At 70.3% G+C, this 26419-nt stretch carries 26 protein-coding genes and 1 tRNA gene; 2 read left to right on the top strand and 25 right to left on the bottom strand.

Features of this window, described 5'->3' with window-relative positions; translation table 11 throughout:
- Positions 1 to 63: 63 nt before the first annotated feature.
- The 14 genes from AB0D49_RS14965 to AB0D49_RS14900 form a co-directional block, all read right to left on the bottom strand.
- Positions 64 to 744: a protein-tyrosine-phosphatase gene (locus AB0D49_RS14965; RefSeq protein ID WP_362756632.1), complete on the bottom strand. Its 681-nt coding sequence runs from the start codon at positions 742 to 744 to the stop codon at positions 64 to 66.
- Positions 741 to 1388, bottom strand: coding sequence for an L-threonylcarbamoyladenylate synthase (locus AB0D49_RS14960; protein ID WP_362756628.1), 648 nt, complete (start codon positions 1386 to 1388; stop codon positions 741 to 743). The genes AB0D49_RS14965 and AB0D49_RS14960 overlap by 4 nt, the downstream gene beginning before the upstream one ends.
- 70 nt (positions 1389 to 1458) lie before the next feature.
- The gene (gene prmC, locus AB0D49_RS14955) at positions 1459 to 2304 is read right to left on the bottom strand and encodes a peptide chain release factor N(5)-glutamine methyltransferase (RefSeq protein ID WP_362756624.1); all 846 of its coding nucleotides are present in this window, start codon (positions 2302 to 2304) and stop codon (positions 1459 to 1461) included.
- A gap of 55 nt (positions 2305 to 2359) precedes the next feature.
- Positions 2360 to 3427: a peptide chain release factor 1 gene (gene prfA, locus AB0D49_RS14950; protein WP_362756621.1), complete on the bottom strand. Its 1068-nt coding sequence runs from the start codon at positions 3425 to 3427 to the stop codon at positions 2360 to 2362.
- A gap of 121 nt (positions 3428 to 3548) precedes the next feature.
- Positions 3549 to 3770 carry a 50S ribosomal protein L31 gene (rpmE, locus tag AB0D49_RS14945; RefSeq protein ID WP_235456953.1) on the bottom strand — a complete coding sequence of 74 codons (222 nt, stop codon included), beginning with the start codon at positions 3768 to 3770 and terminating at the stop codon, positions 3549 to 3551.
- A gap of 246 nt (positions 3771 to 4016) precedes the next feature.
- On the bottom strand, positions 4017 to 5141 hold the full coding sequence (locus AB0D49_RS14940) for an LCP family protein (RefSeq protein ID WP_362756617.1): 1125 nt from the start codon (positions 5139 to 5141) through the stop codon (positions 4017 to 4019).
- Between the two features lie 229 nt (positions 5142 to 5370).
- Positions 5371 to 7170: a trypsin-like serine protease gene (locus AB0D49_RS14935; RefSeq protein ID WP_362756614.1), complete on the bottom strand. Its 1800-nt coding sequence runs from the start codon at positions 7168 to 7170 to the stop codon at positions 5371 to 5373.
- 122 nt (positions 7171 to 7292) lie between these two features.
- Positions 7293 to 9320: a transcription termination factor Rho gene (gene rho, locus AB0D49_RS14930; RefSeq protein WP_362756611.1), complete on the bottom strand. Its 2028-nt coding sequence runs from the start codon at positions 9318 to 9320 to the stop codon at positions 7293 to 7295.
- A gap of 430 nt (positions 9321 to 9750) precedes the next feature.
- Entirely contained in the window at positions 9751 to 10707 is a 957-nt protein-coding gene (thrB, locus tag AB0D49_RS14925; protein WP_362756608.1) for a homoserine kinase, read from the bottom strand.
- Between the two features lie 469 nt (positions 10708 to 11176).
- A complete protein-coding gene (thrC, locus tag AB0D49_RS14920) occupies positions 11177 to 12235 on the bottom strand; it encodes a threonine synthase (RefSeq protein ID WP_362756605.1) in 1059 nt (352 codons plus the stop codon).
- A 6-nt stretch (positions 12236 to 12241) separates the two neighbouring features.
- Positions 12242 to 13591: a homoserine dehydrogenase gene (locus AB0D49_RS14915; RefSeq protein WP_362756602.1), complete on the bottom strand. Its 1350-nt coding sequence runs from the start codon at positions 13589 to 13591 to the stop codon at positions 12242 to 12244.
- Positions 13592 to 13806: 215 nt separating this feature from the next.
- Positions 13807 to 15198, bottom strand: coding sequence for a diaminopimelate decarboxylase (lysA, locus tag AB0D49_RS14910; protein ID WP_362756599.1), 1392 nt, complete (start codon positions 15196 to 15198; stop codon positions 13807 to 13809).
- A gap of 36 nt (positions 15199 to 15234) precedes the next feature.
- The gene (nrtL, locus tag AB0D49_RS14905) at positions 15235 to 16308 is read right to left on the bottom strand and encodes an ArgS-related anticodon-binding protein NrtL (RefSeq protein ID WP_362756596.1); all 1074 of its coding nucleotides are present in this window, start codon (positions 16306 to 16308) and stop codon (positions 15235 to 15237) included.
- A 208-nt stretch (positions 16309 to 16516) separates the two neighbouring features.
- Positions 16517 to 17047 (bottom strand): response regulator, encoded by a 531-nt coding sequence (locus tag AB0D49_RS14900; protein WP_362756593.1) that lies wholly within the window; start codon positions 17045 to 17047, stop codon positions 16517 to 16519.
- 252 nt (positions 17048 to 17299) lie between these two features.
- On the opposite strand from AB0D49_RS14900, the gene AB0D49_RS14895 reads away from it, so the two are divergent.
- A tRNA-Arg gene (locus AB0D49_RS14895) sits at positions 17300 to 17371 on the top strand.
- A gap of 260 nt (positions 17372 to 17631) precedes the next feature.
- Here AB0D49_RS14895 and AB0D49_RS14890 read toward each other — a convergent pair.
- The 8 genes from AB0D49_RS14890 to AB0D49_RS14855 all read right to left on the bottom strand — a co-directional run bounded on the left by AB0D49_RS14890 (position 17632) and on the right by AB0D49_RS14855 (position 23214).
- Positions 17632 to 19020 carry a site-specific integrase gene (locus AB0D49_RS14890; protein ID WP_362756590.1) on the bottom strand — a complete coding sequence of 463 codons (1389 nt, stop codon included), beginning with the start codon at positions 19018 to 19020 and terminating at the stop codon, positions 17632 to 17634.
- Positions 19017 to 19220: a helix-turn-helix domain-containing protein gene (locus AB0D49_RS14885; protein WP_362756587.1), complete on the bottom strand. Its 204-nt coding sequence runs from the start codon at positions 19218 to 19220 to the stop codon at positions 19017 to 19019. The genes AB0D49_RS14890 and AB0D49_RS14885 overlap by 4 nt, the downstream gene beginning before the upstream one ends.
- Positions 19210 to 20586 carry a replication initiator gene (locus AB0D49_RS14880; protein ID WP_362756583.1) on the bottom strand — a complete coding sequence of 459 codons (1377 nt, stop codon included), beginning with the start codon at positions 20584 to 20586 and terminating at the stop codon, positions 19210 to 19212. The genes AB0D49_RS14885 and AB0D49_RS14880 overlap by 11 nt, the downstream gene beginning before the upstream one ends.
- The gene (locus AB0D49_RS14875) at positions 20583 to 20840 is read right to left on the bottom strand and encodes a hypothetical protein (RefSeq protein ID WP_362756580.1); all 258 of its coding nucleotides are present in this window, start codon (positions 20838 to 20840) and stop codon (positions 20583 to 20585) included. Before AB0D49_RS14875 ends, AB0D49_RS14880 begins: the two co-directional genes overlap by 4 nt.
- Before the next feature lie 122 nt (positions 20841 to 20962).
- Positions 20963 to 21256 (bottom strand): hypothetical protein, encoded by a 294-nt coding sequence (locus tag AB0D49_RS14870; RefSeq protein WP_362756577.1) that lies wholly within the window; start codon positions 21254 to 21256, stop codon positions 20963 to 20965.
- Positions 21257 to 21286: 30 nt separating this feature from the next.
- On the bottom strand, positions 21287 to 21481 hold the full coding sequence (locus AB0D49_RS14865; RefSeq protein ID WP_362756574.1) for a hypothetical protein: 195 nt from the start codon (positions 21479 to 21481) through the stop codon (positions 21287 to 21289).
- Between the two features lie 15 nt (positions 21482 to 21496).
- A complete protein-coding gene (locus AB0D49_RS14860; protein ID WP_362756570.1) occupies positions 21497 to 22858 on the bottom strand; it encodes an FtsK/SpoIIIE domain-containing protein in 1362 nt (453 codons plus the stop codon).
- A complete protein-coding gene (locus AB0D49_RS14855) occupies positions 22855 to 23214 on the bottom strand; it encodes a hypothetical protein (protein WP_362756567.1) in 360 nt (119 codons plus the stop codon). The genes AB0D49_RS14860 and AB0D49_RS14855 overlap by 4 nt, the downstream gene beginning before the upstream one ends.
- Before the next feature lie 178 nt (positions 23215 to 23392).
- Here AB0D49_RS14855 and AB0D49_RS14850 point away from each other — a divergent pair, with 178 nt between their 5' ends.
- Positions 23393 to 24145 carry a GntR family transcriptional regulator gene (locus AB0D49_RS14850; RefSeq protein ID WP_362756563.1) on the top strand — a complete coding sequence of 251 codons (753 nt, stop codon included), beginning with the start codon at positions 23393 to 23395 and terminating at the stop codon, positions 24143 to 24145.
- 581 nt (positions 24146 to 24726) lie between these two features.
- Here AB0D49_RS14850 and AB0D49_RS14845 read toward each other — a convergent pair.
- From AB0D49_RS14845 to AB0D49_RS14835, 3 genes are all read right to left on the bottom strand, one after another.
- Positions 24727 to 24930 (bottom strand): hypothetical protein, encoded by a 204-nt coding sequence (locus AB0D49_RS14845; protein ID WP_362756560.1) that lies wholly within the window; start codon positions 24928 to 24930, stop codon positions 24727 to 24729.
- A 365-nt stretch (positions 24931 to 25295) separates the two neighbouring features.
- On the bottom strand, positions 25296 to 25574 hold the full coding sequence (locus tag AB0D49_RS14840; RefSeq protein ID WP_362756558.1) for a hypothetical protein: 279 nt from the start codon (positions 25572 to 25574) through the stop codon (positions 25296 to 25298).
- Positions 25564 to 26133, bottom strand: coding sequence for a bifunctional DNA primase/polymerase (locus AB0D49_RS14835; protein WP_362756556.1), 570 nt, complete (start codon positions 26131 to 26133; stop codon positions 25564 to 25566). The genes AB0D49_RS14840 and AB0D49_RS14835 overlap by 11 nt, the downstream gene beginning before the upstream one ends.
- Between the last annotated feature and the right edge of the window lie 286 nt (positions 26134 to 26419).

Genomic DNA, 26419 nt, shown 5'->3' with positions numbered 1-26419 from the left:
CGGACCGCTTGCGGATCGGGTCCCCATGGGTGCACAGGGGTGCGCGCGGGCGAGGGGGCGCCGCTACCTGCGCGCCGCCACCCCCGTGAGCGCCGTCACCACCGGGTCCAGCGCCTGGTGTATCTCGTCGCCGATGGAGCGGAAGAACGGCAGGGGCGCGCCGTACGGGTCGTACACCTCGTCCGCCTCCGCGGTGGGGGCGAGGAGCCAGCCGCGCAGGGCCGCCGCCGCCCGGACCAGGGCACGGGCGCGGACCACCACGCCCTCCTCCAGGGAGGGCAGGGTCGCCGGGTCGATGGCGCGGACCAGGCGGGTGAACTCCTTCAGGGTGAAGGTGCGCAGGCCCGCGGAGTGCCCCATGGAGATCACCTGCGCCCGGTGGTCACGGGTCGCGGTGAGCACCAGATCGGCCATGATGACGTGCTCGTCGAGCAGCTCGCGGCCGGTGAACCCGGAGGCGTCCGCGCCGAAGTCGGCCAGTACCGCTTCGGCGTTGGCCTCCATGGGTGCCCCCTCGTGGCCCCAGGTGCCCGCGCTCTCCACGATCAGCCCACCGCCCAGCACACCCAGCCGCTGGCTCACGTAATGCCGGGTCAGCCGCTCGGTGATGGGTGAGCGGCAGACATTGCCGGTGCTGACGTGGAGGATGCGGAAACTGTCGCGCGGCAGTCCGACGAATGTCGTGGTGATCTCCGCCGCGCTCTCCCCGTTGCCTATGCCACGCCCCGCGTCAGGGGCTGTCAATTGGCCACCTCAAGGTCGGGTACGACCTTGCGCAGCTCCTCGGGCGAGAGCGCGCCCTCGCGCAGCAGCACCGGCACCGGGCGGCTGACGTCCACGATGGACGACGGGACGATGCCGGGGGTCCGGCCGCCGTCGAGGTAGACCGAGACCGAGTCGCCGAGCATCTGCTGCGCGGCGTCGCAGTCCTCGGGCGCCGGGTGCCCGGTGAGGTTGGCGGAGGAGACGGCCATCGGGCCGACCTCGGTGAGCAGTTCGATGGCGACGGGGTGCAGCGGCATCCGGACCGCGACCGTGCCCCGGGTGTCGCCGAGGTCCCACTGGAGGGACGGCTGGTGCTTGGCGACCAGGGTGAGCGCGCCCGGCCAGAACGCGTCGACCAGCTCCCAGGCCAGCTCGGAGAAGTCGGTGACGAGGCCGTGCAGGGTGTTCGGGGAGCCGATGAGGACGGGGGTGGGCATATTGCGGCCCCGGCCCTTGGCCTCCAGCAGATCGGCGACGGCCTCGGAGGAGAAGGCGTCGGCGCCGATGCCGTACACGGTGTCGGTGGGGAGGACCACCAGCTCGCCACGGCGGACAGCGGACGCGGCCTCGCGCAGACCGGTGACCCGGTCGGTCGCGTCATTGGTGTCGTATCGCCGTGCCATGTCTAGCGGGCCTCCTCGAACCGGACGTACACGCGGTACGCGAACTGCGGGGATGAAGTCGGGCGGGTGCTCACGGCAGCGCCTTGCGGGCGGTCGCGAAGCGCGGGCGGTTGTTGAGGTCGGGATGGTCGGCGGCGTCGGCCCAGCCCCGCTCCTCGGTGAAGATCCACGGGACCTGGCCGCCCTGGGTGTCGGCGTGCTCGATGACGACGACCCCGCCGGGCCGCAGCAGCCGGTACGCGGTGCGCTCCAGTCCGCGGATCAGGTCGAGGCCGTCCTCGCCGGAGAACAGGGCGAGGTCCGGATCGTAGTCCCGGGCCTCGGGAGCGACGTACTCCCATTCGGTGAGCGGGATGTAGGGCGGGTTGGAGACCACCAGGTCGACCTGGCCGTCCAGGTCGGGGAAGGCGTCCAGCGCGTTGCCCTGCCGCAGGTCCACCCGGGACCCCTCGACGTTCTTACGGGTCCACACCAGGGCGTCCTCGGACAGCTCCACGGCGTGTACCCGGGAGCGCGGGACCTCCTGGGCGAGGGCGAGCGCGATGGCGCCCGAGCCGGTGCACAGATCGACGATGCAGGGCTCGACCACATCCATGGCCCGTACGGCGTCTATGGCCCAGCCGACCACCGATTCGGTCTCCGGGCGGGGCACGAACACCCCGGGCCCGACCTGGAGTTCCAAATAGCGGAAGTAGGCGAGCCCGGTGATGTGCTGGAGCGGCTCGCGCTGCTCCCGGCGCGCGATGGCCTCCCAGTACCGGGCGTCGAAGTCGGCGTCCTGCACGGAGTGCAGCGCGCCCCGCTTCACACCGTGCACGAACGCGGCCAGTTCCTCCGCGTCGGTGCGCGGCGACGGCACGCCGGCGTCGGCCAGCCGCTGGGTGGCCTGGGCCACCTCCGCGAGCAGCAGGTTCACGCAAAGTCCTCCGTGTCGTACTCGGTCGCCGTGCTCGGTCGCCGTTCCGTCCGCCTTACGCGGCTGCCAGTTTGGCCGCCGAGTCCGCGTCGACGCACGCCTGGATCACCGCGTCGAGGTCGCCGTCCAGGACCTGGTCCAGGTTGTACGCCTTGAAGCCGACGCGGTGGTCCGACAGCCGATTCTCCGGGAAGTTGTACGTACGGATCTTCTCGGAGCGGTCGACGGTACGGACCTGGCTGCGGCGGGCGTCGGCGGCCTCCTTCTCCGCCTCCTCCTGCGCCTGGGCGAGGAGCCTGGAGCGCAGGATACGCATCGCCTGCTCCTTGTTCTGGAGCTGGCTCTTCTCGTTCTGGCAGGAAGCGACGACTCCGGTCGGGATATGGGTGATGCGGACGGCGGAGTCGGTGGTGTTGACGGACTGTCCGCCGGGCCCGGAGGAGCGGTAGACGTCGATCCGCAGATCGTTGGGGTTGATCTCCACGTCCACCTCCTCGGCCTCGGGCGTGACCAGCACTCCGGCGGCGGAGGTGTGGATACGGCCCTGGGACTCCGTGGCCGGTACCCGCTGCACCCGGTGCACCCCGCCCTCGTACTTCAGCCGGGCCCACACCCCGTGGCCGGGCTCGATCTGCCCGCGGGTCTTCACGGCGACCTGGACGTCCTTGTAGCCGCCCAGCTCGGACTCGGTGGCGTCGATGATCTCGGTCTTCCAGCCGACCCGCTCGGCGTAGCGCAGATACATCCGCAGCAGGTCACCGGCGAACAGCGCGGACTCGTCGCCGCCGGCGCCCGCCTTGATCTCCAGGATCACGTCCTTGTCGTCGCTGGGGTCGCGCGGGACCAGCAGCAGGCGCAGCTTCTCGGTCAGCTCCTCGCGCTGCTTCTCCAGATCCTTGACCTCGGCGGCGAAGTCGGGGTCGTCGGCGCCCAGCTCACGCGCGGTGTCGATGTCGTCACCGGATGTCTTCCAGGAACGGTAGGTGGCGACGATCGGGGTCAGCTCGGCGTAGCGCTTGTTCAGCTTGCGCGCGTTGGCCTGGTCGGCGTGGACCGAGGGGTCAGCGAGCTTCTGCTCCAGTGCGGCATGCTCACCGACCAGCTCCTCGACGGCCTCGAACATCTTGGGCTCCTGTGTGTACGACTGCGTTGTACGACGGTGAAGAAGGGGCGGGCGACCAAAAACGCCGGTCCCGGCACACCCCGGACGGGAGCGTGGCCGTGGACCGGCGCGAGGGGGCTCGCTACTTCTTGGAGCCGGCGGCCTTGCCGAAGCGGGCCTCGAAGCGGGCCACACGGCCACCGGTGTCGAGGATCTTCTGCTTGCCCGTGTAGAACGGGTGGCACTCGGAGCAGACCTCGGCCCGGACGGTGCCGGACGCGATGGTGCTGCGGGTGGTGAACGACGCGCCACAGGTACAGCTGACCTGCGTCTCGACGTACTCGGGGTGGATGTCGCGCTTCAAGGTGTCTCCTAGTTTCGGGAGGGCGCCGGGTCGCTCCGCGGGGTGCGGGGCGTGAACCGGGGCCGACGGTCCAGTCTGCCAGGACTGGGGCCATCCCCCAAAACCGGGGGTTGCCGGGATCTATTCCGGGGGCGTGGATGGGGCGCCGAAGGGGGTGCCGCTGGGGCGCCATGGGCGGGTGCGGGAATGTGGTGGGCTGGTCGCGCAGTTCCCCGCGCCCCTAAAAGCCTGCGCCCAGCCCGGCGCTTACGGGGCTACGACGCCGTCCGCCTGGCCTGTTGCCGTGCCTTCCGTGGCTGACTTCGGGATGGGCTTGTCCGCCTTCAGGGCCGTCCAGACCTGGTCGGCCTTGGTCTCGTCGAGGAGGACGCGGTTGAGGTCGGCGGGGTCGTACTGGACCGGCATGGTGACCATGTCCATCTTCGAGGCGCTGATCGACTTCAGACCGTTGGCCCAGGACATCAGGGAGTCGACGGAGCCCAGGTCGGAGTCGGTGGTGACGGACTTGGTGGCGGTGTCGGCGAGGTCGTAGAGGTTCTTCGGGTTGGTGAACAGGCCGACGCTCTTGACCTGCTCGACCAGGGCCTTGATGAACGCCTGCTGGAGCTGGATACGGCCCAGGTCGGAGCCGTCGCCCACGCCGTGCCGGGTGCGGACCAGGCCGAGGGCCTGCTCGCCGGTGAGCTGGTGGGTGCCGGCCGGGAGGTCGAGGTGGCTGTCCGGGTCGCTGATGGCCTCGGTGGTGGTGACCTCGACGCCGCCGAGTTCGTCGACCAGCTTCTCGAAGCCGCTGAAGTCGACCTCCAGGTAATGGTCCATCCGGATGCCGGTGAGGGACTCGACCGTCTTCACCGCGCAGGCGGCGCCGCCCGTGGAGTACGCGGAATTGAACATCACGCCGCTGGCCGCCGGGTAGGTGTCGCCGTCGGTGTCGGTGCAGTCCGGGCGGTCGATCAGGGTGTCGCGGGGGATGGACACCACGCTGGCCGACTGATGGCCCTCGTAGACATGGACGATCATCGCGGTGTCGGAGCGGGCGCTGCCGTCGTCCGCGCCGCCGCCGAGCTGCTGGTTGTCGCCCGAGCGGGTGTCCGAGCCGAGGACCAGGATGTTCTCCGAGCCGTCGTCGACCTTGGTGGGGCGGTCGGTGCCGAGGGCGTGGTCGATGTCGACGCTCTTCAGGTTGCCGTTGAGCTTGAAGTAGACATAACCCGCGCCGGTGCCGCCGAGCAGGACGATCCCGGCCGCGGCCCAGGCGGCGACCCGCGCTCCGGTGCGGGGCTTGCGGCGGCGCCCCTTGCCCCGGTGACGGGAACCGCTGGAGCCGGAGGGGCCCGGTATGCCGGGTTCCGGCGTGCTCTCGGCAGACATGTGCTCCTCGGTTCTCGTCCGGTCGGTGACCCCCAGCGGTGACGGACAGGGCGGGCGGGGTGCGCCCGGATGTCGGCAGGACACCGGGTGCGCCCCGTATCCATCGTGCTCCGTACGGTCAGACGGGGAAACTCGGCACAGGGTTGCACAACGCGCTGTGCCCACCGCCGGGGGCGATGGGCACAGGGAGTAGCCAGGTGGGCGGGGAGGACCCCGCTCACCTGGGGGTTCAGCCGAAGATGTCGTACTGCTTGAAGTCCGTACCGATCGTGATGGCTGTGGCGAAGATCTCGCTGGTCGCCTTGCCGGTGCCCGGGTACAGGGACAGTTTCCCGGCGGGCGTACGGGCCAGCAGGTCGGCCTTGCCGTCGCCGGTGATGTCACCGACCGCGGCGAACGCGTCGAAGCCGGCCCAGGTGCGGACCTTGATCCGGGGCGCGAAGGCGGCGCTGCCCGACTTGCCGGTGCCCTTGTAGAGGTAGACGGCGCTGCCGGTCTTGGCGCGGGCGATCAGGTCGGTCCGGCCGTCGCCGGTGAAGTCGCCGTGGCCGAGGACCACGTTGTACTGGTTCCAGCCGGAGCCGACCTTGACCCGGGCGGCGAAGGTGCCGTTGCCCTTGCCGGGGTAGATCCACAGCACCCCGGCGGAGTCCACGGAGAGCAGGTCCGGCAGATAGTCGCCGGTGACATCGCCGGGGACGATCAGCTGGGTCCGGGTCTTCCAGTTGTCGGCGAGCTTGGTGGTGACCCACTTCCCGGTGGTGAGCACGAAGTGGCTCCAGAAGATGTCGCCGTCGCTGCTGCGGCGGTAGACCAGGTCCTGGAAGCCGTCCCGGTTCAGGTCGGTCTGGAGGACCTTGTTCACCCCGTCCCAGTTGCCCCACTCCTCGCGGGCGTCGAACGTGGTGCCCTTGGACGCCTTGCTGTAGCCGAGCTTGGTGGCCGACTTGCGCACCCACATGTCGGCCCGGGGGTCCCGGCTGATGTTGCTGTCGTCGATCCGCGGATAGACCGCGCCGACATACGAGGTGACCTTGGCGAACACGCTGTACTTGCCCCGGTACACACAGTCCTCGACGCCCCAGGACACGACCCCGATGATCCGGTTGTTGACCACCAGCGGCCCGCCGGAGTCACCGTTGCAGGCACTGACGGTGGTGCTGTCGCTGCCGGTGGACGGGTCGCCCGCGCACACCATGTGGCCCTTGACGAACTCCCGGCCCCAGGCGCCCGCGCAGGTGGAGTCCGACTGGAGCGGCAGGGTCGCCGTCCTCAGGGTCGGTGAGAGGGCGTCGCTGGTCGAGCGGGTCCGGCCCCAGCCGTAGACCTTGGCCTTGGTCCGGGCGGCGTAGGAGGCGCTGTCCCCGGCGGTGGTCATCCGGATCGGAGTGGCCTTGACCGGGACGTCCAGGGTGAGGACGGCGATGTCGTTGTCCAGCGTGCCGGCGTTGTACGACGGGTGCTGCCACTGGCGCAGCGGGAGGGTCACCGTGCCGTCGGTGCCGGCCTCGGTCGGCATCTTGGCGGTGCCGGTGACGACGACCCCGTTGAGGTACCAGTTGTAGCCCTTGACACAGTGCGCGGCGGTGAGGATCTTCGTGGGCGACACGACCGCGCCGCCGCAGAAGAAGCCGATGTCGTCGGCGGTGCCGGTGGTGCCCCGGTCGTCGAAGTACCAGAGCTGGGCCATCCACGGGGCCGAGGTGATCGTGGTGGTCGTCCCACCGATGATCTTCGCCTCCTTGCCGCCGGAGGGGCTGCCGCCGGTCCCGGTGCGCGGCGACTCCCGGTTCCCCTGCCCGGCGATGTCGTCCTCGGCGAGCGCCCCGGACAGGCGGTCGAGCAGTTCGTCCTGGGTGACGGTGGTGGGACCCGGGGTCACCCCGGTCGGCGGCTGTGGAGTGGCGGCGTCGGCGGTCGAGGTCAGCAGCGCGGCCCCGAGCGCGGCGGCGAGTGCCGCGGCGACAGCGGAGACCGCGATACGTATCCGCCGTCTCGGCCGCCCCTCACCCCCTGTGGACATGGACATACCCACTCAAGTCCCCCCTAGGGATCAGTAGTTCGAAGTCGCCGATGGTACCGCAACGACGGTGGCCGCCCCCGGGAAGGGGACGGCCACCGTCAGGCGCGCGCGAGGTGCGTGCCGTGCTGTCAGTCGTTGCCGGGAGTCGGCGTCGTCTTCTGGATCTGCATCAGGAATTCGATGTTCGACTTCGTCTGCTTCATCTTGTCCAGCAGCAGCTCGATCGCCTGCTGCTGGTCCAGCGCGTGCAGCACCCGGCGCAGCTTCCAGACGACCGCCAGCTCCTCGCCGCCGAGCAGGATCTCCTCCTTGCGGGTACCGGACGCGTCGACGTCCACCGCCGGGAAGATCCGCTTGTCCGCGAGCTTGCGGTCGAGCTTCAGCTCCATGTTGCCGGTGCCCTTGAACTCCTCGAAGATCACCTCGTCCATGCGGGACCCGGTGTCGACGAGCGCGGTGGCGAGGATGGTCAGCGAACCGCCGTCCTCGATGTTGCGCGCAGCGCCGAAGAAGCGCTTCGGGGGGTAGAGGGCGGTCGAGTCGACACCACCGGACAGGATGCGGCCGGAGGCGGGCGCGGCGAGGTTGTACGCACGGCCCAGACGGGTGATGGAGTCCAGCAGGACCACCACGTCGTGCCCCAGCTCCACCAGCCGCTTGGCCCGCTCGATGGCCAGCTCGGCGACCGTGGTGTGGTCCTCGGCCGGGCGGTCGAAGGTCGAGGAGATGACCTCGCCCTTGACCGACCGCTGCATGTCGGTGACCTCTTCCGGACGCTCGTCGACCAGGACGACCATCAGGTGGCACTCGGGGTTGTTGTGCGTGATCGCGTTGGCGATGGCCTGCATGATCATGGTCTTGCCGGTCTTCGGCGGGGCCACGATCAGACCGCGCTGGCCCTTGCCGATCGGCGAGACGAGATCGATGATCCGGGTGGTGAGCACGCCCGGGTCGGTCTCCAGGCGGAGCCGGTCCTGCGGGTAGAGCGGGGTCAGCTTGGTGAACTCGGGGCGGCCACGGCCGTGTTCGGGGGCCATGCCGTTCACCGAGTCCAGACGGACCAGCGCGTTGAACTTCTCGCGCCGCTCGCCCTCCTTCGGCTGGCGGACCGCGCCGGTGATGTGGTCGCCCTTGCGCAGCCCGTTCTTACGGACCTGGGCGAGGGAGACGTACACGTCGTTGGGGCCCGGCAGGTAGCCCGACGTACGGATGAAGGCGTAGTTGTCGAGGATGTCCAGGATGCCGGCGACCGGGATCAGGACGTCGTCGTCGGCGAGCTGCGGCTCGGGGGTGCCGATCTCGTCGCGGCCACGGCGTCCGCGGCGGTCCCGGTAGCGGCCCCGGCGACCGCGCCGGCCGCCCTCGAAGTCGTCGTCGTCCTGCTGCTGCTGGCGGTTGCCGCCCTGGCCGCCGCCCTGGCTCTGCTGCTGGCGCTGCTGGCCCTGGCCCTGCTGGTCGTCGCCCTTGTTGCCGCGGCGGTCACGGTCACGGTCGCGGTCCCGATCGCGGTCGCGGTCCCGGCCGCGCTCACGGCGGTCGCGGCGGCGGCCCTCGCCGGCGTCCCCGGCGTCGCCCTGCGGCTGCTGCTGGACGGGGGTCTCGGCCTTGGGCTCGCTCTTGGCCTCGGCGGTGACCGTCTCGGGGCTGCCCGCCTCGGCGGTGGCCCGGCGGCGCCGACGCTCGGCCGGGGCCTCCTCGCCGGCCTCGCCGGAGGCGGCCTTGGAGGGCTGGCCGGGGATCTCGATCTGCTGCTGGGCGGCGGCCTGCTCGGCCGGGGCCTCGGTCTTCGGCTCCGCCTTCTTCGCGGCCGGCTTCTCCGCCCCTTCGGCGGTGTCGCCGGTGCGGGTCCTGGAGGTGGTGCGGCGCTTGGGCTTGGTCTCGGCGGTGTCGTCGGCCTTGGGGGCCTTGGGGGCCGCCCCGCCGGACGCCTGCGCCTCCTTGATGACCTCGATCAGCTGGCTCTTGCGCATCCGCGCGGTGCCCCTGATGCCGAGGCCCGATGCGACCTGTTGCAGCTCGGCCAGCACCATGCCCTCGAGGCCGGTACCACGGCGCCGCCGGGAGCCGGCACCGGTGGCAGGCGCGGAGGCGTCCGTGGCGGGCGCGGCAGCGGTCTCCTCGACACGTGCGCCCATCAGATCGGTGGTGTCGCTCACGAAGGGTCCTTCCCTGGAGCGGACGTCGGCCTGTCTGGCTCGGCGACCGGTTGTGCTGTCCGGCTTCGGTCCGTTCCGTGTGGACCGTGCCGGGGCGGTGGTCCGCCAAAGCGGCGGAAGAAATTTCTGGTGATGGCGCTTCCCGTGGCCGTGACACCCAGTGTCACGTGGCGTGGTCGCACCGGCTCCGAAGCTCCCCCAGAGGGGGTACCCCCACCGATGACCCGCTCAGTGTCGGCGTACGGCGTACTGCCCGCATACGTAGTACGAGACACAGTGCGGCTTGGGGGGCTCCCGGAAGAATGTCTGTCCCGGAGGGGGACACGAGGCACCTCGCCATGGTGAGGTCGGGTGCAGACTTGAGGTTAACACTACCGGATCTAACAAACATTCCCCCTCTCCACATCCGGCAATCGCGTGCTCCCGCCCGTCACTGGCCGGGATCGACCGGTTCGACGGGGTCGGGCCCGGTCGACGCGAGCGGCAGCACACAGGCTCCTTGGAGGTCGAGGTTCAGCCGGTTGGCGGCCCAGTCGGCCCCGGCGAGCGCCTCGACCTTGTCGGCGGTGCCCTGGTCGGCCAGCGCCATGACGGTGGGTCCGGCGCCGGAGATGACGGCCGGGATGCCGTCCGCCCGCAACCGCTCCACCAGCGCCGCGCTGTCCGGCATCGCCGGTGCGCGGTACTCCTGGTGCAGCCGGTCCTCGGTGGCGGGCAGCAGCAGCTCGGGGCGCCGGGTGAGGGCCTCGACGAGCAGTGCGGCCCGGCCCGCGTTGGCGGCGGCGTCGACATGCGGCACCGTACGCGGCAGCAGGCCACGGGCGGTCTCGGTGAGCACCGGCCGACCCGGTACGAAAACCACCGGAACGATGGAATCCGCCGGGTCCATCCTGATCGCGCGGGCGGCCCCGGCGTCCATCCAGGACAGCGTGAAACCGCCGAGCAGACAGGCGGCGACATTGTCGGGGTGGCCCTCGATCTCGGTGGCCAGCTCCAGCAGCGCGGTGTCGTCGAGGCGGGCCTCGCCGCCTATGGTCACCGCGCGGGCGGCGACGATCCCGGCGCAGATGGCGGCGGAGGAGGAGCCGAGACCCCGGCCGTGCGGGATGCGGTTGGCGCAGACGATCTCCAGTCCGCGCGGCTGGCCGCCCAGTACGTCGAAGGCGGTGCGCAGGGACCGGACGAGCAGATGGGCCTCGTCACGCGGGAGGGTCTCGCTGCCCTCGCCGGCGATGTCGATGTGCAGCCCGGAGTCGGCCACCCGGACGACCACGTCGTCGTAGAGCCCCAGCGCGAGGCCGAAGGCGTCGAAGCCCGGACCGAGGTTGGCGCTGGTGGCGGGGACGCGCACCCGTACGGCGGCGGCGCGGAAGGCGGGACCGGCCATCGCTCGATGACTCTCCTTGAGCTGCGTGATGGTCGAGGACACTCGATGACATCTATGAGATTCGATGACGTACGACGAACCTTTCGGCCGCCGTGCACCGCCCTCGGCGGTGCGCCCGGCCGGGCGCCGGGCCAGGAAGACGATGGGGAGACGACGCGGAGTCGGCGCGGCACCGCGGCATATGCGGCGGGCGGGTTCGGTACAGCCTATCGAAGGAAGGTTCTCGGGCGACATAGGGCGCACAGGAGGCGCACGATGCGTGTCGCAAGCCCCCCGTGCCACCCCCTGCGGGGAAGCCCCCCGAGGGATCCCGGGGAGACCCCCGGAGGACCCCCGAGCAGCCCCTGAAGAGGCTGCTCCCCTGCTTCAGGAGTGCTTCAGGAGTGCTTCAGGAGTGCCTCAGGAGTGCCTCAGGAGCACTCCCGCGAGCACTCCCGAAGCAGGGCGGGGCCGCTCCGGAGCCCGTGCCCTACGCCAGACCCAGCCGGGTCGCCGCCGTCGCCGCGTCGACCGGGACGGTGACCGGCTGCGGGGCACCGGCGACGGCCCAGTCGGGGTCCTTCAGACCGTTGCCGGTGACCGTACAGACGATCCGCTGGCCGGGGTCGACGTCTCCGCGCTCGGCGGCCTTGAGCAGTCCGGCGACGGACGCGGCCGAGGCGGGCTCCACGAAGACGCCCTCCTGGGCGGCCAACAGCCGGTAGGCGCGCAGGATCTCACGGTCCGTCACCTCGTCGATGAACCCGCCGGACTCGTCGCGGGCGGCGAGGGCGAGGCTCCAGGAGGCCGGGTTGCCGATCCGGATGGCGGTGGCGATGGTCGAGGGGTCCTTGACGACCTCGCCGCGCACGATCGGCGCGCTGCCGGACGCCTGGAACCCCCACATGCGGGGCGTACGGGAGGACACACCGTCGGCCGCGTACTCCTTGTAGCCCTTCCAGTACGCGGTGATGTTGCCCGCGTTGCCGACCGGCAGGACGTGGATGTCGGGCGCGTCGCCGAGCATGTCGACGATCTCGAAGGCGGCGGTCTTCTGGCCCTCGATCCGGACCGGGTTGACCGAGTTGACCAGCGCGACCGGGTAGTTCTCGCTGAGCGCGCGGGCCAGCGTCAGACAGTCGTCGAAGTTGCCGTCGACCTGGAGGATCTTCGCCCCGTGGACCAGGGCCTGGCCCATCTTGCCGAGCGCGATCTTGCCCTGCGGGACGAGGACGGCGGAGACCATCCCGGCCCGTACGGCGTACGCGGCGGCGGAGGCGGAGGTGTTGCCGGTGGACGCGCAGATGACGGCCTGGGCGCCCTCCTCCTTCGCCCTGCTGATCGCCATGGTCATACCGCGGTCCTTGAAGGACCCGGTCGGATTGGCGCCCTCCACCTTGAGGTGGACCTCGCAGCCCGTGCGCTCGGAGAGCACCTGCGCGGGCACGAGGGGCGTGCCGCCCTCACGGAGCGTCACGACCGGCGTGGTGTCGGAGACGGGCAGCCGGTCCCGGTACTCCTCGATGATTCCGCGCCACTGGTGGGTCATTGCTGGTTACTCTCCTTCAACCCGCATGATGCTGGCGACACCCCGCACGGTGTCGAGCTGGCGCAACGCCTCGACGGTCCCGGTGAGGGAGGCGTCGGACGCGCGATGGGTGACGACGACGAGCGAAGCCTCGCCGCCCTCCCGTCTCCCGCCACCGCCCTGTTCGACGGCGACTGCGTCGCCACTGATTTGATTTCTGCCCTGCTGGCGAACGGTGTCGATGGACACCCCGTGCTCAGCGAAGACCGTGGCCACCTGGGCGAGCACACCCGGCTTGTCGGCCACGTCGAGGCTGATGTGGTACCGCGTGACGACCTCGCCCATGGGCGAGACGGGCAGCGCGGCATACGCCGACTCGCCGGGCCCGGTGGACCCGTCGAGCCGGTTGCGGCAGACGGCGACCAGGTCGCCGAGGACGGCCGAGGCGGTGGGCGCGCCACCGGCACCGGGCCCGTAGAACATCAGCTGACCGGAGGCGTCCGACTCCACGAAGACCGCGTTGTACGCGCCGCGCACGGAGGCGAGCGGGTGGGTCAGCGGAATCATGGCCGGGTGCACGCGCGCGGTGACCGAGCCCCCGTCGGCGGCCCGCTCGCAGATGGCGAGCAGTTTGATGGTGCAGCCCATCTCCCTGGCGGAGGCGAAGTCGGCGGCGGTGACCTCGGTCATGCCCTCGCGGTAGACGTCGTCCAGCCGGACCCGGGTGTGGAAGGCGATCCCGGCGAGGATGGCGGCCTTGGCTGCGGCGTCGAAGCCCTCGACGTCGGCGGTGGGGTCGGCCTCCGCGTAGCCGAGGGCGGTGGCCTCGTCCAGCGCCTCCTGGTACCCGGCGCCGGTGGAGTCCATCTTGTCGAGGATGAAGTTGGTGGTGCCGTTCACGATCCCGAGGACCCGGTTGACCTTGTCCCCGGCGAGGGACTCGCGCAGCGGCCGGATCAGCGGGATGGCACCGGCGACGGCGGCCTCGTAGTACAGGTCCTTGCCGTGCTCCTCGGCGGCGGCGTGCAGCGCGGCGCCGTCCTGGGCGAGCAGGGCCTTGTTGGCGGAGACCACGGAGGCGCCGTGCGCGAAGGCGGTGGTGATGAGGGTCCGCGCGGGCTCGATGCCCCCGATGACCTCGACGACGACGTCGATGTCGCCGCGTTTGACGAGGGCGGTGGCGTCGGTGGTGACCAGCGCGGGGTCGATGCCCTCGCGCACCTTCCCGGGGCGCCGCACGGCGACCCCGGCCAGCTCCACCGGGGCGCCGATCCGCTGGGCGAGATCGTCGGCGTGCGTCGTCATGATGCGCGCCACCTCTGAGCCGACCACTCCACAGCCCAGCAGCGCCACCTTCAGCGGACGCGTACGCATCATCCGACCTCGTTTCGTCTTCCAACCGGTTACCGTCTGGGTTCGCACCCAGCGCGGGGCCTCACCAGTCTCACTCACCGGACGGGACTTTCTGCCCCTGGTCCGGATCGTGAGACATCTATTTCATTTTCCCGGAACCGGAAACAGGAGATTCTCCGTCCCCTGTCCTCCGGCACCCCGCGGCCCCTCGGGTCTCTCCGGCACCTGCGGCCCTCAGGTCACCCGACATCGAGCCGGAGCAGATCCTCCTCGGTCTCGCGCCGCACGATGACCCGGGCGGCCCCGTCCCGCACGGCCAGCACCGGCGGCCGGGGCACATGGTTGTAGTTGCTCGCCATGGACCGGCAGTACGCGCCGGTCGCCGGTACGGCGATCAGGTCACCCGGGGCGAGGTCGCCCGGCAGGAACGCGTCCTTGACGACAATGTCACCGCTCTCACAGTGCTTCCCCACGACCCGGACCAGCATCGCCTCGGCGTCGGAGGTCCGGGAGACGAGAGCGACGCTGTACTCGGCGTCGTAGAGCGCGGTGCGGATGTTGTCGGACATGCCGCCGTCGACGGAGACGTACGTGCGCAGCCCGTCCAGCGGCTTGACCGTGCCCACCTCGTAGAGGGTGAAGGCGGTCGGGCCGACGATGGCCCGGCCGGGCTCCACGGAGATCCGGGGGGTGCGCAGCTTCGCGGAGTCGCACTCGCGGGCGACGATCTCTTGCAGCGCCTTGGCGATCTCGTGCGGCTCGCGCGGGTCGTCACCGCTGGTGTAGGCGATGCCGAGGCCGCCGCCGAGGTCGATCTCGGGCAGCTCCACCCCGTGCTCGTCCCGTACGTCCTTGAGCAGCCCCACGACCCGGTGCGCGGCGACCTCGAAGCCGGACATGTCGAAGATCTGCGACCCGATGTGGGAGTGGATCCCGACCAGGTCGAGGGAGTCGAGCTGGAGCGCCCTCCGTACCGCCTCCGCGGCCTGCCCGCCCGCCAGCGGAATCCCGAACTTCTGGTCCTCGTGGGCGGTGGCGATGAACTCATGGGTGTGCGCCTCGACGCCGACGGTGATCCGGATCTGCACCCGCTGCCGTACGCCCAGCTCCCGGGCGACATGGGCGACCCGCACGATCTCCTGGAAGGAGTCGAGCACGATCCGGCCGACGCCCGCCTCGACGGCCCGCCGGATCTCGGCCACGGACTTGTTGTTCCCGTGCAGCGCGATCCGCTCGGCCGGCATCCCGGCGGACAGCGCGGTGGCCAGCTCGCCCCCCGAGCACACATCGAGGTTGAGCCCCTCCTCCCGGAGCCAGCGCACGACGGCCCGCGAGAGGAACGCCTTACCGGCGTAGAAGACATCGGCGTCCGCCCCGAAGGCGTCCCGCCAGGCCCGCGCCCGCGCCCGGAAATCGGTCTCGTCCAGGACGTACGCGGGCGTCCCGAACTCCTCGGCGACATCCGTCACCGGCACCCCGCCGACCCGGACGACCCCGTCGTCGCCGCGGACGACGGTCTGCGCCCAGACCTTGCCGTCGAGGGTGTTCAGATCGGCGGGCGGGGCGGAGTAGTGCCCCTCGGGGAGGACATCGGCGTGACGGGGCCCGGCGGGATGTGCGGAACGGCTCATGTCTCTCGTCGTCTCTTCGTCTCTTCTGAGGTCGTCTCAGAGGTGGTCGGGTGCGTCGATACCGAGCAGGGACAGGCCGTCGGCCAGCACCGCCCCGACGGCCTCGACAAGAGCGAGCCGGGCACGGTGGACGGCCGAGGGTTTCTCGTCCCCCCTCGGCAGCACGTCCGGCAGCACCCCGGTCACCGCGTCCGCGAGCGCGACGAGCTGCCGGGCGAGCCGGGAGGGGTCGTGATGGCGGGCGGCGGCGGCGAGGACGCGGGGGTGGTCGCAGAGCGCGGTGCCGACGGCGTCGTAGGCCGCGGTCCCTTCCCCTCGTACGTCTCCCGCCTCGGCCTGGAAGCCCAGGTCGGCGGCGTTGCGGTGGAGCGCGCGGGTGCGGGCGTGGGCGTACCGGACGCGGAAGAGGGGGTTGCTCTCCCGCTGGACGAGGAGCCCGGGTCCGACCCGGACGTGATCGTGCGGCGCGGTGCTGAGCATGGCCCAGCGGGTGGGGTGGGTGATGGGGGTGCCGGGGTGGCTGTCGTGGCCGGGGGGGCTTTCCTGCCCGGGGTGGAGGGGGACGGGGCGGATGAGGTGGGCGGGGATCTCGTCGGGGGCGGAGTCGTCCCCCACCGCCTCCGCGACGGCCTCGCCCTGCGAGCGCAGAATCCGGGCGACGGCACCCATCACGACCAGGGCCCGGGGCTCGGGCGGCGCGCACAGCCGTACGGTCACGGTGTCGCCCCGCGGGACGACATGCCCGTACGGCACCTCGTCGCCCCGCGACACCTCACGCACCAGCCCCGCGATCACGGTGGCGCGGATGTCGCCGTCCCCTTCTCGCGGCCCGGCGAGGGTGAGGTTGAGGAAGCCCGGTCCGGTGACGACGACGTCCCGGATGCCGTGCGCCCGCAGCAGATGGGGGGAGAGGATCTCGGCGACCCGCCGGGGAGTGTGTCCGGCCGGACGGGCGAGCTGGAGGGCGATGGTGGTGGCGTAGTCGCCGCATCCCCCGGCTCCCGGGGCCGTGACCACGGCCCGCGCCGGAACCTTCACCCTCAGCTCCCCCTGCTCCACAGCACTGCGCACCGCGCGCAGCACGGTACGGGAGAGCTCGACGGGGGTCACGGGACCAGCGTAGGCGAGGAGGGGGGTGGGGAGGCGAGCCGATTTGCCCGATGGTCCGGGATGTGGACGGTTGGGGGGAGGTTCGGTGCGTATCCGGCGGCGGGGGTGAGCGGGGAGGTGGGGCGGAGGGCGGTGTGACGGGGGGGCGGTGTGACGGAGGGCGGGGGGGGCTTGGCACTCCCGGGGGTGTGGCGCGGTCCGGTCCTTGTCAGCCGGTGCAGCCGCGCCCGCCGTCGCCCGAGGCGCCGGAGCCGCCCGCCGCGCCGCCGAGGAGCCCTTCGACGAGTCCCCGCCCCTGCTCCGCCACCCGCTGGTGCCGCAGCTCGACGAGCCGCCGGACGAGCCGCACCAGCTCGCTGGGCTCGAAGGGCTTGGCGAGGAAGGCGTCGACCCCGACGTCGAGCCCGCTGTCGACCTCCTGCTGAGTGCAGGCGCTGACGATGGCGAGGGAGAGATCACGGGTACGGGGGTCGGAGCGCAGGCGGCCGGCGGTTCTGAGCCCGTCGAGCCGGGGCATGACCACGTCGAGTGTCACCACATCGGGTCGCACTTCATGAACGACATCCAGACACTCGACACCATCGGCCGCGGTCACCACCTCGATACCCTCCAGTTCGAGGTTGACCCTGATCAGCTGCCGGATGACCTTGTTGTCGTCTACAACAAGCACCCGGCCCGAGGCGCCTGACACAACTTGAGAGTAGGTCGGCACCGGCCACCGCGTCCGGCTTTTCCGCACTTCCAACCCGTCGGGGCGACCGGGCCCATGTCCCGGGGCGACCTGTCCTCTTCCCCGGCCCACCGCTCGGGGCGCCGGGCGTCGTCCCCCGGTCCGTATCTCGGGACGACCTGTCCCCTTCCCCGGTTTCCCGGCCCGCCGCTCGGCGCGACCGGCCGTCCCCCGGCCCGGCAAAAACGCGTTCCTGACCACCCCGAGCGAGCTGGTAGTGTTCTGTCCGTCGCCACGAGCAAGCAGCTCAACGGCCGACACGCCCCCGTAGCTCAGGGGATAGAGCAACGGCCTCCGGAGCCGTGTGCGCAGGTTCGAATCCTGCCGGGGGCACTTCGTGAGAAGTGCCAAAAGACCCCGCCACCAGCCAACCAGCTGGGTGCGGGGTCTTGTTGTGTGTGCGGTCGGATGCGGTCGGAGGCAGCCCGATGACAGTGATCACGTAATGACCACGTGATGATCTTGAAGGGTCTTTCGGCAGGTCAGCCGCCGTTTTCCAGCGTTTCTGGTGCGCCTGTCCGCGCCTACCTCCACGCACAGCGAAAAGCCCCGGATCGCTCCGGGGCTCTTGCGTGTCGGTCACGAGGGTCGCGTCACTCCGTTGTCTCGTCCCCCTCCCCCAGCCCTCTCAGAATCCGGTCGTTCATCTCCTGTTCCTGACCGTCGATGCACTTCGCGTAGATCTTGAGGAGCACGTCCACCGAGTGACCGGCACGGGCCGCCACTTCCGGGGCGGGTACGCCGGAGTTGAGCCACTGGGAGACGCCCGCGTGCCGCAGGTCATACGGACGGGCGGCCAGGACCGAGGAGACCTGTTGTAGCGGGAACGCCAGCGCACGAGCGTGCTTCCACACGCGGGAGTACGACGAGGCCGCCACGACGTTGCCCCGTTCACTGGCGAACAGTCGGCCATCCGACGCCGTACCGAACTCCTTGATGTGCTCCTGGAGCATCCGCACCAGCGGAGGCGGGATCGGCACGATCCGCACCTCACCGCTTGCTCGCTGCTTCAGGCCGCGACGGTCGTGAGCCTCACCGGAGTCGGTCCACGCCTTACCGGCGGTGGGACGTGTCTCAGTGAGTTCGATCCGGCCCCAGCCCCTCTCAGGAAGGGTGCAGTCGGACAGGCGCAGACCGAGTGCTTCACCGGGGCGCATGGCCGCGTAGTAGAGGCAGCCGAAGAAGGCTCGCAGCCGTCGGCCGCTGGCCCGCTCGTAGCCGCCAACATAGGTCACGGCTGCCAGCAGTTCCCGCGCTTGCCGGGGGTTGACCACGACTCTGCGGTCGACTTCCTGCACGGGGCGCTTGCCGCGCTTGCGCCGCACCCTGCTCAACGGGTTGGACGGCAGCATTTCCAGCTCTACGGCGTGTTCGAGGACGTTGAAGACCACTGCACGACGTCGGCGGTAGGTCTGTGTCGCCGCAGGCTTGCCGTCCAACTTCCTCGTCAGGGCGTCCAGCAGCTCATGGACACGGGTGATCTCCTGGAGTTCCGCCACCGGCAGCGATGCTTTCTCGAACCACTTCGCCGCCGCCACGATCTCCTCGGGCCGTTCCTGCTCCCGCCGAGGCGGGGGCAGGATGTAGGAGCGCAGCGCCCGTCGGAGATCGGTACGGGAGGGACGCCCCCGAGCCTGCTTGACCATCGTGGGCAGTACGGTTGCGAGGGCATCCGTCATGCTGTCGCGTTGCTTGGCCGAAGCCTCAGTCCAGCGGGCGTCGATGTACTTCAGCGCCAGCCCGAGCAGGGACAACGAAGCCTTGCCTCCGCGCAGCGAATCGGGCAGGCCCGTCACAGTGTCGAACGGCTCCCCCTTGTCGGCGGCGCGGAGCAGCTTCGCCCGGAAGCGGTCGGCCAGTGGCCTTGTCTTGTACGAGTCGTTGAACGGCTCGCCGTCCACGGACCAGCGCACCACGTGTGTCGGCTTCTTGGCCGAGCGGTTGACGCTGAGGTTCCAGATCACCACCTTGTAGGACTTCACGCCGTACCCTCCGCTCGTTCGGCCAGCCAGGCATCAAGTGCCGCGCGCCGGACACGAAGCTCCCCGTTGGGGAGGCGGATGCAGGACGGGGCGCTCCGCAGTTCCCGCCAGCGGTAGAAGGTGCGACGTGAGACGCCGCCCAGTTCCTCAAGCACTTCACGGACTGTGAGGAGTTCGCCCGCAGCCGAGTTACGCACCATGGTCGCCACCGCCTTCCCGGACCGAGGCCGCCAGGACGGCCGCCTCCGGGGTGTAGCCGCGTCCCGCGTAGCGCCAGTTGCTCACGCTGATCACGGGTCGGTCGGCAAGGCCGAGCGCGGCGTGACGCTCCCGGGTGCGGTGTTCGGTGCGTGCCTTGCGTAGGGCGGTGAGGGTGGTCGAGTAGCAGCGGGATTTGGTGGAGAAGTGGCCCCGGTAGCCGAGCATGTGGGCCCAGCGGCGCAGGCCGAGCGGGGCGAACGGCTCCAGACCGCCGAGCCACCAGCACGTTCCGATCATGCGGAGGGTGTGGTCCCGTACGGGCAGTTCGGCCAGGTCTCGGGCGTGCCGGATGCGCCGGTCGACGGCTCCGGCGGGTTCGGCTCCCTTGGTGGCGTACTTGGCGATGTATCCGGCGATGGCAGCCGGGCTGGGTCGGGTGTCCGGGGCGGGGGCGGGGATCGGGCGCACGTCGATCTGGGCGCCGAAGCGGAGCAGGCGACGGCCGACGACATCCGCACCGGGCGCGGGAAGGCGTACCAGTCCCGCAGCGGCGTGCACGCCGTCCGTCAGCAGTCCGGCCGTGGCCCAGGCGGGCGGAGGTGTGGCGGGACCCTCCGGGCCGTCCAGGCGGATGACCGCGTGAAAGTGGACCAGGCCGCGCCGCTGGTACTCGGCGACCTTCACGTAGGACAGCCGCGCCGCGTCCGTGAACTCCGTGCGCGACAGGCCGACACGGCGGGCCAGTTCGCGGCGGAGTTCGAGGGCGAAGCGGTGCCAGAGCTGTCCGGCCTGTGCCTGCCAGAGCACCGCTCCGGCGTAGTCGTAGCAGCGTGGGCAGAGCGGTTCGCCCAGTCGTTGGTCGTCTTGTGTGTGGTGGAGGTGGCAGCCCGTGGGGGTGCCGTGCGTGCAGGGGGCGGACGGTTTGCGGGGGCGGCAGGCGACCGTCCGGCCGTCCCTTTCGCGCCTGGTGTGCACCGGGCCGAAGCCGGGGGCTGTGAGGGTGGCGAACACCCTTGGGTGCCCGCCGATCTCCTGGGGGATCTTCTTGCCGCCGACCAGGCCAGCGCGTACAAGGTGGTACGTGTCGGCCCGGTAGAGGCGTGCGCAGGTCGGGCAGATGGCAGCGCGGCGGTTGCCGCAGGCGATCAGCAGCCTGCCGCCGTCCGCCCCCGGGGTGTAGGTGTGGAGCACCTCCCCGGTCGCCGCGTCGGCGAGTGCTGCGCTGCCGACGAGGTGGATCGGGTCGGTACAGCCGCCAAGGCGGACGATGCTGCGGCGCCAGGCGTCGAAGCCGGGTTCCGCCGCCCGTGCGAGGAGGGCGGAGACGGGCGCGGGTAGTGGGGTGACGGGGTGGGGGTCGGTCATCGTGAGCCCCCGGTCCCGAATGCCTGCCGCATCACGGCCTTGATGGCTTCAGGCCCCGTCTTGGTGCTGAAGACGATGGTCGGGTCCGTCAGCCACAGGGCGGCTGCATGGCTCGCGCAGACTCGCTGTTCCCGGCCGTAGGCGCCGACGATGACGAGGACGACGACGGCCGGACCTACGCAGGTGGGCTGTTCGTCCTCCCGCAGTTCGCACTGCGGGGGTGGGGATTTGCGCGAATGGTGGGAGGTGGACACAGTGTGAGTGCTCCTTTCACTGCTCTTGTGGCGGTTGGAGTGGGCTCCCGGCGGGGTCGGGTTTGGCGACTTCGCGCCCCGCCGGGGGTTCTGGTTGTTGGGGTGGCTCAGTGCCGGTGGGCTCACGTCCGGTCCTCTCTGGGCGGTACCGCCGCAACGCGGTAGGAGACCGGGCCGAACGCCCGCGCGGCGGAGTAGAAGCCCTCCCCTAGGTCCTCCACCTGAACGTCCAAGGGCCGTGCGGCGAAGTCAGCGCCCTCTCTGCGCGCGGCGTTGTCGACAGCGCTCACCACGAGGACGAAGCTGGGCCAGGGCGGGACCAGGACCTCCGGGTTGTCGGCCAGGAACTGGGCCAGTTCCCTTAGTCCGGCGATGACCGCTTCACGGTCACCACTCTTGATCACGTACTCGGACATGAACGTCTCCTCGTTTGCTTGTCGTTGCGGTCAGAGCCGGAGTTGGCCGAGGAGGGCGGCGAGGGTCTCCAAGGCCGCCTGTACGAGCGGTGCGACCACTGTTCGGTCCAGGAGGAACCCGAACGTCCCGCAGAGCAGGACCGTCGACCACCGCAGGTAGCGGATGTGGAGCAGGAACCAGATCAGCAGGCCGAGCAGCAGCACGGCCGACAGGGACAGCAGCACGACGGTCCACCGCTCTCATTCGCTCGGGTCGAGGCGTTCTAGGTGCACCGTGATCCCGCCAGCCGCGTCGGTGATGCCGGGCAGGCGGGGGGTCAGATGCGCGTACTCGGCCGCGATCGATTCGGCTTCCTGCTCGGAGAGCAGGTGGGAGCGGGCTCGCTCCCAGCCGTCCGCCGACGCCAGCACGGCCGTCCCCGCGTCTTCCGGTGCGATGGCCTGAGCCGCCAGCAGGGCATCGGGGTTGAGGTCCCCCAGGGTCATCTCCGCCGTGCCGGGGTCGGCCACCCGGTGGCAGATCCTGCCGCCGAGTTGTGCCCGCAGGGCTGTGACGCCGGGGCCGAGGTCGGAGCCGACCCGCTGTCCGGCGACGATCAGGAAGACCCCGAGGGCCGCGCCGAGCTGTGCGAGCCGGACGAGTGAGGTCGCCGCCGCTTGAGCTTCGTCCTTCTCGCCGCGTCCCGCGATCAGGAACAACTCCGCGATCTCGTCCACGATGACGACGATCGGGACGGGGCGTACGCCGTCCGCGAGGCCCCAGATGTTCCGGACGCGGTGGGCACGGCACAGAGCCATGCGCTCCTGCGTCTCGCCGACCAGCGCGGCCAGCACCTTCACGGCTTCCGCGCGGTTGGTCGCCAGTGCGGACAGGCGAGGTCCGTACAGGGACAGTTCCATGCCGCCCTTGCAGTCGATTCCGATCAGCGCGACCGGTTGCGGGGCCAGGCCCGCGACGAGGGCGTTGATCAGCGTCGACTTGCCGGAGCGCGTGGCTCCGACGATCAGCCAATGCGGGATGCGGCGAAGGTCGATCACCCAGGCCGTACCGGCTTCCAGGACACCGACGACGACGGTCAGCAGTCGGCCGGTCCCTCGCTGCCGGGGAATGCGCGGATTCTTCAGCGGGTCCGCCGCCGAGGCGGATATGCGGACGACTCCCGGCTTCCACACGGCCACGCGGACCGCGTGCACACCCCAGTCGTGGGCCATGGCCGGAGCCGCCTTGACGAAGTCCTCCGGCACCTGTCCCGGCAGCAGCCGCACCCGGAACCAGAAGCCGCCGGGTGTCGGGCGGATGCCGGACCGCCGGGGAACGCGCGGCTGAGGCGGAGCGGTTCCGTTGCCGACCAGCCCCGACACCAGGGTGAGCGCCGGTTTCCGGCTCACCGCCAGGCCGCACCCGGCCATCAACGGCCGCCAGGTCGAGGCGACCCGGAGACAGACCAGGGGGAAGCCGACGCAGAACCACCACGCGACGGGATGCCGTCGGCGCAGCGCCGGGCCCGTGATGAGCAGGCCCAGCGCCAGCACGGCGGCCACCAGCAGTGTCCCGCTCAGCCAGGTCGCCCCGGCTGACGGTGCTGAGGCCAGGAGCCTCATTCTCCGGCCCCCTTCCTCACCGGGCCGGTGCTGCTGGCCGGTGCGGTCAGGGGCTTGATCTCGGCGGCACGGAAGGCGATGCCGTGCCGTCCCTCGTTCTCCCACGGCGTGGCGATGAGGTCCCGGACCTGCACCGGAACGCCGTTCTGCACGCCCACCGGCTCACCGGGAACGCTCACCGTCACCACGTCGGCCGAGGTACCGGCCATCAGGCACAGGCCGACCTGGTACACGGTCTGCCCGGTCTCGCGGTCCACTCGCAACTGACCGGTCTCCCGGTTGGCCACGCGCGGGTTCGGAGCCACGGCGCAGATGATCCCCGTGAACTTGGCGGTGTCGATCGGAAGGGCAACCACTCTTCTGAACTCCTTCTCTGCAACCCCCGAAGGGACATCCTTCGGGCGGTATATCCACCCGTAGTACGGGTGCAAGCAAGAGTGGCCACCCGTAGTACGGGTTGTCAAGCGACAAGAAGTGTTGGACGCTGTACCGGCTGATTGACCAGGCGACCAGAAGCAGAGCGCGGAGACTCGCATGCCTCCCAAGAGCAACCCGAAGAAGGACCCGCCCAAGTACCAGCAGATTGCCGATCACCTGCGAAAAGGCATCCTTGACGGCACCTACCCCGCTGGCCAGCCGCTCCCGTCCGAGGAGATCCTCGCGGGCCAGTTCGGTGTGACGCGCCCGACAGTCCGTCAGGGCATCGCCGAGCTACGGGCGGCCGGGTTGATCGAGGCCATGATGGGGCGGGGGACGTTCGTCCGCTCTCCTCACTCCCGCCCCGGCCTCACCCGCCCGCGCGGCGTACGCCAGGACTCGGAGGGCCGATACATCGAGGCGGACGGCCTCCGCTGGACCGGCACCGAACCCTCCGTCGCCACCCGCACGGATGCTCCGCTCGCGCTCGCGGACCTGCTCCGCATCCCGCCGGGCGAGCCGATGTTCACGTACGACGCCTTGGAGACCGCCGAGAACGGCCGTCTGCGACAGCTCCACCGCACGTACGTACCGTTCTCCGTGCTTGTCGGCACGAAGTACGAGGAGGAGGCCCCGCCTCCGGCTCCACACCTGTACGCGGCCATGGCCGAACTCGGGCACACGCTCCACTTCACCGAGTACGTACGTACCCGCATGCCCCTACCCGACCAGACCCAGGCCCTGCGCCTGCCCGGGGGTGTACCGGTTCTCCACGTCCTTCGGGTGTCTCTCAACCAGCAGGACATGCCTGTCGCCCTGGAGGAGCTCCATCTTCCCGGGGATGGCGTGGAACTCAGCTACGGCATCTGACGAAGCGAGCCACCAGCGGCACCGTCCGGCTCAGACTTTCTCTACTTCATCAAGGGCGGCGCGTCCGCGCCGCCGGTGGCCCCTGCCGCCCCGTCCGGGCTGCGGCGCTGGGGCGCCGGTCCCGGCCGGACGACTGGGGCCACCGTGGGAGTGCTCGCCTCAATGGCCGAGTCGAGCGGTCTCCAGCCGTTGAGCAGTCTCCCCGTTTGATATCCGACGCGTGGCATTTGTTCCTCGCGTCAGAGCGAGCGCCGCCGTGGCTGGGGCTGTCGGCTCCACGTCTTTAGGCAGCCACTTTGGGGCGAGCCTCTAAGATCATGGCCCCAACGTCGTGCTTTACCGGGCAGGTCCACAGACTGCCCGACGCGCCGGAAGCTTACGGGGCCATGATCACTCGCCCCAAAGCAGCTCCAGCCCAAAGCCGCTCCGACGACCGCGAGATCAGCGAACCCATCGTGTTCAAGACGCAGAGAACCCCGTGCGCCGACATCTCAAGACGACAGCGCACGGGACTCTGGCCGGGATTCCGGAATTCAGTTGCGACCCTGACCCGAAACGGTCGCCATGGGTAGATCAGTAACTCAGCGAGCTATTTCGATGGAACGGAAACGCCTCACGACTAGAGGTGTAGTCAGGTCGAGGGTGATGAATTCGCTGCTCTCAAAGAGGACCTTCTTTCCGCCGCCGCGCAGGGCGAACATGTCAGCGACTCGGAACTCTTCGCCTTCCAAGCTCGCGAGATCGCCGACCCGCACGGTGGACGCATTCACGGTCACCACCTCCATGAACTCACTCCGCACGGGCCTCCCCTTCCCCGAGGCTCTCCCCGCCAGTGCTCCGGGGCGCAGTCTGCCGCTCTGCCATCTCCCGAAGCACGCCCTCACTCAGGGCAGATGCGAGAAGTCGCACCGCCTCAGGGCGCACGGCCCCCAGGCATACGATCCCGTCACCGTTGACATTCACGTCAGCCTTCAGCCCCGGGAAGTCCATTTCAAGGCCCAGATCTCGTAATGCCTCCGCAAGAGTCCATGCCCCGCGCTTGCCCCGAGTCCATCCACGTACGTAAGGGACTCCGGGAATGAAGTCTTCAACGCGCTTCGCGCAGACACTTCGCCGGTCGGTCATTTCTTCCATCCCTCCAGAATTCTCCTCACGGCTCCGCGGTTTCCTCTTCACTCGGAGACGCGAGGGCAAGTCGCAATAGTTCTGCCAGGCGTTCCGCCGTCTCTGGGGACACTCGGCCGAGTTCCACAAAGCCCTGGCCGAAGGCGTTCAGGTCGGCCCTCAGGTACGGGAAGTCCCGTTCCATCCCTGCCGCGATCAGTACGTCCCGGAGCGCTGCTGTGGCGTCCCGCGCCGCGTACCACTCGCCGCCGTTGATGGGGGCCCAGTTCGCGGCGTCGCTCTGCTCCCTGCTCTCACCGGACACGGGGCTCCCCCTGGTCCGGCTCCGGCTCGTCCCACATCTGAGCCGCCGGAGTTCGGCTGTACTGCTCCCCATACCGGTCCGCCCGCGCCACCACCGAGGCCGCCGCGACGAACATCGCCGCCAGAGCCGCCGTCCGCGCGGGGGTCGCCTCTGGTCGGCGCATCGGCGCCCGGAGCCACGTATACCGGTCCCCGCTCAGCGGCATCGGTCCGGGGACGATCACGTAGGAGCCCTCTCCTGCGTAGCGGTACTTGGGCGGGTCGGCCGTCTCCTCACCCACCATTCGGTCGAACCGCTCGCGCGACCCGGAGGGCAGGAAGAAGCCGGTGCGTTTCCCGCCCCAGTCGGCCATGACCGGACCCAACGGCATCGCGCGCCGGTCGAGCTGAGAGAAGGTCTCCAGGCCGATCCGCTGCTCGATCACCACGACGTCGAAGTAGCGCCCGGCAGGCAGGGCGTACGGGTTGCGCGGGTCATCGGTCCAGGCCGCACGGCAGTCCTGCGGGTCCTCCGCCGTGGCAGACAGCCATTGCAGTCCGCGTTTCGTCATCATCTGCATGCCGTGCCGTACCTCCCAGGTTGGCCCGACGGCCCGTCAGCCGTCGTGCGACCAGCCTTGTGCGCACGGCATCACGTGGGGAGATGACGAGGGGTGACAGGGGATGACGTGTGCCGTTGTGCCACGTCACCCCGCGTCATCCCACCCGAGCAGTCGTGATCTTCCGCAAGACAGAGGACAGCAACGCTTCTCTTCCGTAAATTCGGAGGTCTCCGCCAACAGGCGACCATCCGTAGGGGGAGGCAGCCATCACCGACTCAACACAGCCGTTCGGGGTCCTCCTGCG

Source organism: Streptomyces sp. NPDC048290 (genome assembly GCF_040652095.1).
GTDB lineage: Bacteria > Actinomycetota > Actinomycetes > Streptomycetales > Streptomycetaceae > Streptomyces.
The sequence above is the reverse complement of the archived record's forward strand: the minus strand, read 5'-3'. Positions and strand labels throughout refer to the sequence as shown.

What these genes read in the sequence shown, in the direction of transcription:
- AB0D49_RS14935 (WP_362756614.1), bottom strand. Translation starts at nt 7,170, where the DNA reads ATGTCCATGTCCACAGGGGGTGAGGGGCGGCCGAGACGGCGGATACGT.
- AB0D49_RS14835 (WP_362756556.1), bottom strand. Translation starts at nt 26,133, where the DNA reads ATGCAGATGATGACGAAACGCGGACTGCAATGGCTGTCTGCCACGGCG.
- lysA (WP_362756599.1), bottom strand. Translation starts at nt 15,198, where the DNA reads ATGAGCCGTTCCGCACATCCCGCCGGGCCCCGTCACGCCGATGTCCTC.
- prfA (WP_362756621.1), bottom strand. Translation starts at nt 3,427, where the DNA reads ATGTTCGAGGCCGTCGAGGAGCTGGTCGGTGAGCATGCCGCACTGGAG.
- AB0D49_RS14880 (WP_362756583.1), bottom strand. Translation starts at nt 20,586, where the DNA reads ATGACCGACCCCCACCCCGTCACCCCACTACCCGCGCCCGTCTCCGCC.
- AB0D49_RS14850 (WP_362756563.1), top strand. Translation starts at nt 23,393, where the DNA reads ATGCCTCCCAAGAGCAACCCGAAGAAGGACCCGCCCAAGTACCAGCAG.
- thrC (WP_362756605.1), bottom strand. Translation starts at nt 12,235, where the DNA reads ATGACCCACCAGTGGCGCGGAATCATCGAGGAGTACCGGGACCGGCTG.
- AB0D49_RS14915 (WP_362756602.1), bottom strand. Translation starts at nt 13,591, where the DNA reads ATGATGCGTACGCGTCCGCTGAAGGTGGCGCTGCTGGGCTGTGGAGTG.
- AB0D49_RS14940 (WP_362756617.1), bottom strand. Translation starts at nt 5,141, where the DNA reads ATGTCTGCCGAGAGCACGCCGGAACCCGGCATACCGGGCCCCTCCGGC.
- AB0D49_RS14860 (WP_362756570.1), bottom strand. Translation starts at nt 22,858, where the DNA reads ATGAGGCTCCTGGCCTCAGCACCGTCAGCCGGGGCGACCTGGCTGAGC.
- thrB (WP_362756608.1), bottom strand. Translation starts at nt 10,707, where the DNA reads ATGGCCGGTCCCGCCTTCCGCGCCGCCGCCGTACGGGTGCGCGTCCCC.
- AB0D49_RS14960 (WP_362756628.1), bottom strand. Translation starts at nt 1,388, where the DNA reads ATGGCACGGCGATACGACACCAATGACGCGACCGACCGGGTCACCGGT.
- AB0D49_RS14845 (WP_362756560.1), bottom strand. Translation starts at nt 24,930, where the DNA reads ATGGAGGTGGTGACCGTGAATGCGTCCACCGTGCGGGTCGGCGATCTC.
- AB0D49_RS14885 (WP_362756587.1), bottom strand. Translation starts at nt 19,220, where the DNA reads ATGGTGCGTAACTCGGCTGCGGGCGAACTCCTCACAGTCCGTGAAGTG.
- AB0D49_RS14870 (WP_362756577.1), bottom strand. Translation starts at nt 21,256, where the DNA reads ATGTCCGAGTACGTGATCAAGAGTGGTGACCGTGAAGCGGTCATCGCC.